General features: G+C 64.8%; 8 protein-coding genes and 1 pseudogene. 6 read left to right on the top strand and 3 right to left on the bottom strand.

All coding sequences use genetic code 11. From position 1 onward, the window contains the following. The 5 genes and pseudogenes from sucA to Q7O19_RS12240 form a co-directional block, all read left to right on the top strand. Positions 1–432: pseudogene (sucA, locus tag Q7O19_RS12260) on the top strand (2-oxoglutarate dehydrogenase E1 component); the annotation flags it as partial. A gap of 13 nt (positions 433–445) precedes the next feature. Beyond that, complete coding sequence (gene odhB, locus Q7O19_RS12255) at positions 446–1,672, top strand: 2-oxoglutarate dehydrogenase complex dihydrolipoyllysine-residue succinyltransferase (protein ID WP_303810792.1); 1,227 nt, start codon at positions 446–448, stop codon at positions 1,670–1,672. A gap of 17 nt (positions 1,673–1,689) precedes the next feature. After that, complete coding sequence (gene lpdA / locus Q7O19_RS12250) at positions 1,690–3,087, top strand: dihydrolipoyl dehydrogenase (RefSeq protein WP_303810791.1); 1,398 nt, start codon at positions 1,690–1,692, stop codon at positions 3,085–3,087. 98 nt (positions 3,088–3,185) lie between these two features. Beyond that, entirely contained in the window at positions 3,186–3,836 is a 651-nt protein-coding gene (locus tag Q7O19_RS12245; protein ID WP_303810790.1) for a PepSY domain-containing protein, read from the top strand. Positions 3,837–3,841: 5 nt separating this feature from the next. Further along, positions 3,842–4,477, top strand: coding sequence for a trimeric intracellular cation channel family protein (locus Q7O19_RS12240; protein ID WP_303810789.1), 636 nt, complete (start codon positions 3,842–3,844; stop codon positions 4,475–4,477). Here Q7O19_RS12240 and sppA read toward each other — a convergent pair. The 3 genes from sppA to Q7O19_RS12225 form a co-directional block, all read right to left on the bottom strand. Then, the gene (gene sppA / locus Q7O19_RS12235; RefSeq protein ID WP_303810788.1) at positions 4,450–6,348 is read right to left on the bottom strand and encodes a signal peptide peptidase SppA; all 1,899 of its coding nucleotides are present in this window, start codon (positions 6,346–6,348) and stop codon (positions 4,450–4,452) included. The two genes, Q7O19_RS12240 and sppA, sit on opposite strands and share 28 nt — an antisense overlap. Before the next feature lie 337 nt (positions 6,349–6,685). After that, positions 6,686–7,333 (bottom strand): DUF3011 domain-containing protein, encoded by a 648-nt coding sequence (locus Q7O19_RS12230; protein ID WP_303810793.1) that lies wholly within the window; start codon positions 7,331–7,333, stop codon positions 6,686–6,688. A 258-nt stretch (positions 7,334–7,591) separates the two neighbouring features. Then, on the bottom strand, positions 7,592–8,428 hold the full coding sequence (locus Q7O19_RS12225) for a DUF815 domain-containing protein (protein WP_303810787.1): 837 nt from the start codon (positions 8,426–8,428) through the stop codon (positions 7,592–7,594). Positions 8,429–8,538: 110 nt separating this feature from the next. On the opposite strand from Q7O19_RS12225, the gene yajC reads away from it, so the two are divergent. Further along, positions 8,539–8,889 (top strand): preprotein translocase subunit YajC, encoded by a 351-nt coding sequence (yajC, locus tag Q7O19_RS12220; protein ID WP_273462385.1) that lies wholly within the window; start codon positions 8,539–8,541, stop codon positions 8,887–8,889. Positions 8,890–8,933: the final 44 nt, after the last annotated feature.

The raw sequence follows: 8,933 nt of genomic DNA, 5'->3' as shown, positions 1-8,933 counted from the left end.
GATGATCTGAAGCCCTGTGATCCGAAAGCGGTGAAGCGCCTCGTGCTGTGCACCGGCAAGGTCTATTATGATCTGCTCGACGCCAGCGAGAAGGAGAGCCGGGACGACGTCTATCTGCTTCGTGTCGAGCAGCTCTATCCGTTCCCGGGCGACGTTGTGGCTGAATATGTAGCGAAATTTCCGAATCTGGAAGCCGTGGTTTGGGCTCAGGAAGAGCCGCAGAACGGCGGCGCCTGGACCTTCGCCAATCCGCTGATCGAGGCGGCGACGGGCATGCGCCCGATCTATGCCGGGCGTGCTCCTGCGGCGGCCACGGCGACGGGCCTCCTCAAGCGCCACAATGCTGAACAGGCCAAATTGGTGGCTGAAGCCCTTGGCGCGACGACCACTGAAGTGAAGGCCGCAATCCGCGGCGGCCTCAAGAAAAAATAAGAAAGACAAGAGCATGGCAACCGATGTTATCGTGCCCGCCCTGGGCGAATCCATCACCGAAGCCAGCGTTGGCCAGTGGCTGAAACAGCCCGGCGAGGCGGTCGTGGCCGACGAGGCCATTGTGGCGCTGGAAACCGACAAGGTGGCGGTGGAAGTGCCGTCGCCGGTCGCCGGCGTGATGGGCGAGCAGATGTTCAAGCCCGGAGACACGGTCACGGTTGGCGCGCTGATTGCGCGGATCGTGGAGGGCGGTGTGCCGGCCGCTGCCGTTCCGGTGCCGGTGGCTGCCGCGCCTGTGGCCGCCGCTGCCGCGCCGGTTCCGGCTGCGGAATCGCCGGCCTATGACGCCATCAGCCCGGCGGTTCGCGGCCTGCTCGACACCTACAATCTTGATCCCGCCAGCATCGGCGGCACCGGTAAGGATGGCCGGCTGACCAAGGGCGACGTGCTTGCCGCGATTGAGGCGGGCACTGCCCGCCTGAAATCCTCGGCCACCCCGGCCCCTGCTGCTGTCGCGGCCGTTGCCGCCGCCCCGGCCGAGCGCCGGGAAGAGCGGGTGAAGATGACCCGCCTGCGCCAGACCATCGCACGCCGCCTGAAGGAAGCTCAGAACAGCGCCGCCATGCTGACCACGTTCAACGACGTGGATATGACCGCCGTGATCGAGGCCCGCGCCAAGTACAAGGACATGTTTGAAAAGAAGCACGGCATCCGGCTTGGCTTCATGTCGTTCTTTGCCAAGGCCGTGGTGCTGGCGCTAAAGGATGTCCCGTCGGTTGGCGCGGCTATCGAAGGCGACGAGATCATCTACAAGGATTATGCCGATCTGGGCGTTGCGGTGTCGTCGCCGGGCGGGCTGGTCGTGCCGATCCTGCGCAACGCTCAGGCCAAGGGCTTTGCCCAGATCGAGAAGGACATCGCCGATTTCGGTGATCGTGCGCGCAAGTGCACGCTGAAGATCGACGAGCTGCAGGGCGGCAACTTCACCATCTCCAACGGCGGCGTGTTCGGCTCTTTGCTGTCCACCCCCATCCTCAACCCGCCGCAATCGGGCGTGCTCGGCCTGCACCGAGTGGAGGATCGCCCGGTGGTGAAGAACGGCCAGATCGTGATCCGCCCGATGATGTATCTGGCGCTGAGCTACGACCACCGCCTGATCGATGGCCGCGAAGCCGTCACCTTCCTGGTGCGCGTCAAGGAAGCCATTGAAGATCCTGCGCGTTTGCTGATCGACCTGTAACAAGAAAGGCCCACCCCATGGCCAACCCTGAATTTGATGTCGTCATCATTGGCGGCGGCCCCGGCGGCTATGTCGGCGCCATCCGTGCAGCCCAGCATGGCCTGAAGGTCGCTTGCGTGGAAAAGCGCGCGGCGCTCGGCGGCACCTGCCTCAATGTCGGTTGCATCCCGTCCAAGGCGCTGCTCAACGGCAGCCACCTCTATGAGGAACTGGCCGGCGGCCACCTGGCCAAGTTCGGCGTGAAGGCTGACAATGTCTCCTTCGATCTTTCCGCACTGCTGGGCGAGAAGGACAAGGCGGTATCAGAGCTGACCGGCGGCATCGCCATGCTGTTCAAAAAGAACAAGGTGGAGTGGATCAAGGGCGAAGCCAGCTTCATCGACGTCAAGAGCGTGAAGGTGGGTGACCGCACCATCACCGCGAAGAATTTCGTCATTGCCACCGGTTCCGAAGTGGCCCTGTTGCCCGGCATGACGCCGGATGGGGAGGTGATCGTTACCTCCACCGAAGCGCTGAACCTGCAGAACGTGCCCGAGCATCTGGTGGTGATTGGGGGCGGATATATCGGCCTTGAATTGGGCAGCGTCTGGCGCCGCCTGGGCGCCAAGGTGACCGTGGTGGAATATGCCCCGCGCATCGTGCCGGCGATGGATATCGAAGTGGCCAATGCCTTCGCCAAGATCCTCACCAAGCAGGGCCTGGTGCTGAAGACCGCCACCAAGGTGGTGAGCGTGGAACAGACCGGCGCTGGCGCTACGGTGACCGTGGAGCCGGCCGCTGGCGGGCCTGCTGAAACCATCACCGCCGATGTCGTGCTGCTCTCCATCGGCCGCCGGCCCAACACTGATGGGCTGAACCTGGCCGCAACGGGCCTCACGCTCGATGCCAAGGGCCGCATCCCCATCGGCCATGATTTCGCCACCAAGGTGCCCGGCATCTGGGCCATCGGCGACGTGGTGGAAGGCCCGATGCTGGCCCACAAGGCCGAAGACGAAGGCCTGGCTTGTACGGACAATATCGCCGGCCTGGCCGGTTATGTGAACCACGATGTGATCCCGGCCGTGGTCTATACTCACCCGGAAGTCGGCACTGTGGGCAAGACGGAAGAGGAATTGAAGGCTGCGGGCATCGCCTACAAGGTTGGCAAGTTCCTGTTTGCCGCCAACAGCCGCGCCAAGACCAACCGCGACACCGATGGCTTCGTAAAAGTCCTGGCCGACGCCAAGACCGATCGCGTGCTGGGCGTGCACATCATCGGCGCTATGGCCGGCACGATGATCGCGCAGGCCGCGCAGGCGATGGAGTTTGGCGCGTCGAGCGAGGATATCGCGCTGACCTGTCATGCGCATCCGACGCATTCGGAAGCGCTGAAGGAGGCGGCAATGGCGGTTACGGGCAAAGCCATTCACATGTGATGCGCCGCCGGCTGCACGCCAGTGCGCCAGCTTTCACGCAGCAAGGCCAGACACGCATAGAGGTGACGGCTCGCCCGCTCCCCGCTACAGCCAAATCCATGCTGTCGCCCCGCACCACTCGCACCGTTCGCTGGCTCCATCTGTGGACCGGGGTTTTTGTTGGCATCCAGATCATCCTGTGGGTGGTGTCTGGCCTGGTGATGGTGGCGCGGCCGCTGGATGAGGTGCGGGGGACGACGCTTCGCAAGGAGCCGGCGGCGCTGAGCATGCCGGCCGGGTTGCCGTCGTTGCAGGGCGTCGAGAAACTGGAACTGGGCAGTCTGCTCGGTAAGCCGGTGTGGAAACTGACCGACAAGATCGGCAAGCGGCTGCTGGATGCCGGCGGCCAGCCTATCGCCATCAGTGCCACGCAGGCCGAAGCCATTGCGCGGGCGGGCACGACGCTTGAGGGGCCGGTGACGGTGACGGCGATCACGCCGGCCAACCCGGCCAGCGACTGGCGCGAGACGGCGGGATATCGGGTGGAATTCGCCGATGATGTGCGCGTGTATATCAACAGCCAAGGCGAGATTGGTGCGGTGCGCACGCCGTGGTGGCGGTTTTACGATCTGTTCTGGGGCCTGCATATCCTCGACTGGCAGGACCGCGAGAACACCCATGGCCCCGTGATCATCATCGCCACACTGATGGCGCTGGGCGTGGTGCTCACCGGCGCGCTGCTGACCGTGCGGCATTTCTGGCGGCGGTGATGGCCATGGCAGCGCCCATTCCGTTGGAGCCATTGCTGGCCGTGCTCGACATGGCGGGCGTGGCGGTGTTTGCCGTTTCGGGCGCGCTGGCGGCGGCGCGGATCAAGCAGACCATCGTGACCTTCGCCTTCTTTGCCGCGATCACCGGCATCGGTGGCGGCACGCTGCGCGATCTGTTGATCGGGGCGCCGGTGTTCTGGGTGGGGCGATCGGATTATCTGGGCATCTGCCTGGTGGCGGCTGCTTCCGTGTGGCTGTTAAAGGCGGATCGCTGGCGGTTGAATGCGCTGTTGTGGTTCGATGCGTTGGGGTTGGGCGCCTATAGCGTGCTGGGCGCGGCCAAGGCGTTGAGCCTGGGGGTGCCGCCGCTGCCGGCGGTTGGCATGGGTGTGCTCACCGCCAGTTTCGGCGGCATCGTGCGGGATCTGCTGGCGGGGGAACCATCCATACTGTTGCGGCGCGAAATCTACGTTTCGGCCGCGGCACTCGGGGCGGGAACTTATGTAGGCCTCACCCTGCTGGGCTTGTCGCTATGGCCGGCGGCGATCATTGGCGCTGCCGCCGGCTTTGGCTTGCGCGGGATTGCCATCGCCACCGGGTTGGCGCTGCCGGGTTACCGGCCCCAGCCCGAAGACGACTGAAGCAGCTTGGCGGCGAGGCCTTCCGTCTGCCGGGCCGCCGCTGGGCGCGGAGAGCCGGCCATGCTGCATTCGACGCACATCACCTGCATGGTGGCGCCCTTGCCGGCGGCCAGCCAGCCCAGATCATGCGCGGCGGTCAGCAGACGCAGGCGCGAGGCCTGGACCAGACGCGCCCACGGATCGCGGGCGGCCTGCTCTTCGCTTTCGGTGGCGCCCAGGCCTTCCAGCGCGCGTTGCCATGCCGGCACAGGCTTTTCGATATCGACCACGCGGATTTCGCCCTTCAGGCCGGCCTTGGCGGCAGCAGCGGCGACGGCGGCATCGAGGCCACCGAACTTGTCCACCAGCTTCAGCTCCTTGGCCTGGGTACCGGCCCACACGCGGCCTTGCGCGATGCGGTCCACCTCGGCCAGCGGCAGTTTGCGGGCGGTGGCGACCAGGGTGAGGAAGCGGCGATAGGTGTTTTCAACGCCCATCTGCAGCACCTGGGAAACCTGCGGTGACAGACCGGCAACCACATCGGGTTCGCCACTGTAGGGGGTGGTTTTTACGCCATCGCTGGTGATGCCCAGATCAGCCAGCGCGCGCGGAAAGCTGGGCAGGATGGCAAAGACGCCGATCGAACCGGTGATGGTGGAAGGCTGGGCATAAATCTCGTCTGCCGCCGTGCCCACCCAGTAACCGCCGCTGGCTGCGACTGGGCCGAAGCTGGCGATGACGGGCAGGCCATCGGCCTTGGCGGCCAACAGCGCCGCGCGAATTTCTTCCGATGCCGTGACGGAGCCGCCGCCGGAATCGACGCGCACCACCAGCGCCTTGATGTCGTCGCTCTTGGCCAGCGCTTCTTCCAGCGCCTGGCGGATGGTGGCGCTTCCAGCAGTGCCGCGCGGGGCCTCGCCGTCGACGATGTTGCCGGTGACATAGACGACACCCACGGCATCACCGCGCTCACCCAGCGGCTTGGCTGTGGCAGACAGATAATCACCCAGCGTCACGCCGGTGTAATGACCCCAATCGCTCAGCTCATCCTCGCCCGCCAGTTCGATCATCGCGGCGTCAAATTCATCGCGGCTGCCGAGTTGATCGACGAGGCCGGCATCGAGCGCCGTCTTGGCGCTGTCTCCACCGAACTTGCCGAGGCGCTGTGGCAATTGCGCGATATAGGCCGGCACATCGGCCTTGGGCCGCAGGCGTTTCGCATCAGCGAGCCAACTGCCCCACAGGCTGCCGGCCAGTGCCTGATCGGCGGCCTTGGCTTCGGGAGAGGCGGCGGTGCGGGTGAAAGGCTCCACGAACGACTTGTAGGTGCCGACGCGGAACACGTTGACATCAACCTGCAGCTTTTCGAGCGCCTTGGCGAAATAGAGGCGGCTGCCACCCGGGCCAGTGATGATCACGCCGCCCATCGGGTTGAGCCAGATCTTGCTGGCGGCGGCGGCGAGCAGCCAGCTGTCGTCGCTGTAGGCGGCGGCCCAGGCGTGGACCGGCTTGCCGGATTTGCGGAAGCGGGTGAGCGCATCATCGACGGTGGCGATATTGGCCTGACCGCCGCCCATGAAACCATCCAGTTCCAGCACGATGGCCTTGATACGATCATCCTTGGCGGCGTGATCGATGGCGTGCACCACATCGCGCACCTGGATTTCAGCGGCAACATTGCCAGCCGCGGCATCGAACGGCGAGGTTTCAGAAGCTTGATCCACCAGGGCGCCATCCATCGCCAGCACGAGCGCCGCGCCATTGGGAACCGTGGCGGGCTTGGCGGAGGTGAGCAGGGCCGACAGCCCGATGAAAAACAGCGCCAACACACACAGGACGAGGAAATCCTTGATACCAACAAGGATGCGCCAGATGAGGCCAAGGGATTTCAAGATGCTGCACCTTCAGGAACCGGGATAAGTCGAAGTCATAGCAGCAGGCCCACGGCGGCGGCAACCGGCCGCTACGCCGCACACCCGGTGAAGGTTGATCAGGGATTGACCGGTTCGGGCAGGAAATCCAGTTTCTGCACCGCCGTATCGGTGGCGCTGCATTCGGCCGGGGTGGCGTGCGTGTCGTTCGGCCAGGTGCCTTCCAGCGGCAGGCGGAAATCCCAAGCAAGGCAACAAAGCTGGCTGTGCGGCGCATGTGGTTTCCCCCCGAAAAAGTGGGTCAGTACAAGGTGAAGGTGGCGCGGCAGCCACCGTTGACCCAGATGCTGTTGCGATCCTAACCCCAGGTGCGGCCTTCCTGACAATTGCCGGCAATTACGCGGGTGAGGCTGACACTGCGGGCGCCACTGATCGGGCAGCGGGCGGCGCGGTAATTCCAGCTTTCGCAGTTGATGGTGCGGGCGCCCTGGCCGGGATTGAAACCGCCACCGCCAACACCGCCGCCGCTGCCCCAGCCGCCGCCAGAGCCACCTGAACCGCCCCAGCCAGACGAGCCCTGCATCACTTCGAAATCGGCTCGGCAACCGTTGCGCACGGTGATGGAACGGCGATCCCAGCGCCAGGTGTTCCCGTCCCGGCAATCGCCGGCAATCACGCGCAGCATGCGGGCGGCGCTGATCACGCCTTGCACCGGGCAGCGCTGGTTGCGGTAATTCCAGCTTTCGCAGCGCACTACCTGCCAGCGGCCGCCACCAATGCCATTCCCGACGCCTTGATTGGGATCCCAGCCACCCACGCCCCAGCCATTGTTGGCATCGATGCGGAAGGTGGCGCGACAGCCATTGCGCACCCGGATGGCGCGATCATCATGATACCAGGTCTGGCCTTCAATGCAGCTGCCGCCGCGCACGCGGAGCAGTTGCACGCGCACGGCGCCGGGGGCCGGGCAAACAGCTTCACGGTAATTCCAGCTTTCACAGGTGATTTCGCGTCATTGCTGAGCGGCGGCAGGTGCGGCGGGCAGGGTGAGCGCGAGGCCGGCACCCAGCGCTGTGAAGGACAGGGCGTTGATCGACAAGGCTGACAGTAACAGACGGCACATTACATCTTCTCCCCCCGGTTTGAGCAATAAGGGCAGGGTTCATCCTGCGCTCGGACTAATTACCAAAAAATGAATGCTGCCAGTGATTTTGCCGGAGTCAAGAGACATAACTGGCCGATATTTAGACATAAGCCGCCAATTCTATAATTTTTTCCCCTGATCGCCGGCCTGTTCAACTGTGAACTGCCACGCCACCCGGCCCGATCGTGCGCCACGCCCGGCTGCCCAGGTGAGCGCGGCCTTCGGATCAAAGGCCAACCCGTGCGCCACGGCATAGCCGGCGCAGATCGTCAGATAGGTCTCCTGATCGCAGGGGTGGAAGCCCAGCCGCAGCCCAAAGCGATCGGCCAGCGCCAGATGATCATCGGCGGCATCGCGCAGATTAATGGCATCCGCCTCGTTTTCCGAAAGGCTGCGCGGCACCAGATGGCGGCGGTTGCTGGTAACGATCATGCGGACATGATCGGGCCGCGCCTGCACCCCGCCATCGAGCAGCGAGCGCAGTGCATGCACCTCGGCGGCATCGGCGCCCAGCGACACATCATCAAGGAAGATCAGAAACGCCCGCTCTACCCCGGCAAGTGTGCGGAACAATGCGGGCAGGCTGGCCAGCGCCGGCAGCATCACCTGCACCAGCGCGATATCATGGCCGCTGGCCACCAGATCGGCGACCACGCTTCGGGCCAGGCTGGATTTTCCCATGCCGCGCGCGCCCCACAACAGGATATCGTGGGCAGGCAGACCCAGTGCATGACGGCGGCTATTCTCGTGCAACTGCGCGGCCTGGGCCTCCACACCTTTGTACAGTGCCAGCGGCGTTGTGCGGGCCGGCGGCAGGGAGGTGAGGCCCCCCGTATTTTCAGCGCCATCCCAGCCAAACCAATGGCCGTGGGCCGGATCGGCGGGTATGGCCGGCGGCGGCGCCATCCGGTCGAGCGCGGCGGCAATGCGGGCGAGCAGGGCGTCCTGAGTGTCCATGCCGCCAGCACTAGCCAAAAGCGCGGGTGTAAGGAACTGGCATCGGTTGCGCAGGCTGGCCCAAGCGGCTAGGGCCTTACGCCAATCCGACCAATTTGATGGAAACCACGATGTTTGAAACCCCGGCCTTCGCGCAGGCAACAGGCGGCGCGGCCGCCGCAGGTGGCATGGCGGCCGTAATCGGCTTCCTGCCATATCTGGCCATCTTTGCCATTTTCTATTTCCTGATCATCCGCCCGCAGCAGCAGCGCGTGAAGCAGCATCGCGCCATGGTTGATGCCGTGAAGAAGGGCGATGATCTGATCACCGGCGGCGGCATCCTGGGCAAGGCAGTGCGGGTGACCGATACCGAAGTTGAAGTGGAAGCCGGCGCGGGCGTGCGCTTCACCGTGCTGAAATCCACGCTGGCCGATGTGAAACCGCGTGGGCTTCCAGCGGCGGCGAACGACAAGAGCGCCTGAGCCCATGCTGGATTTCCCCAAGTGGAAGACCTGGTCGATGTGGG

The sequence above is a fragment of the Sandarakinorhabdus limnophila DSM 17366 genome (genome assembly GCF_945882885.1).
Classification (GTDB): Bacteria; Pseudomonadota; Alphaproteobacteria; order Sphingomonadales; family Sphingomonadaceae; genus Sandarakinorhabdus; species Sandarakinorhabdus limnophila_A.
This window is presented reverse-complemented; position numbering and strand designations above follow the sequence as displayed.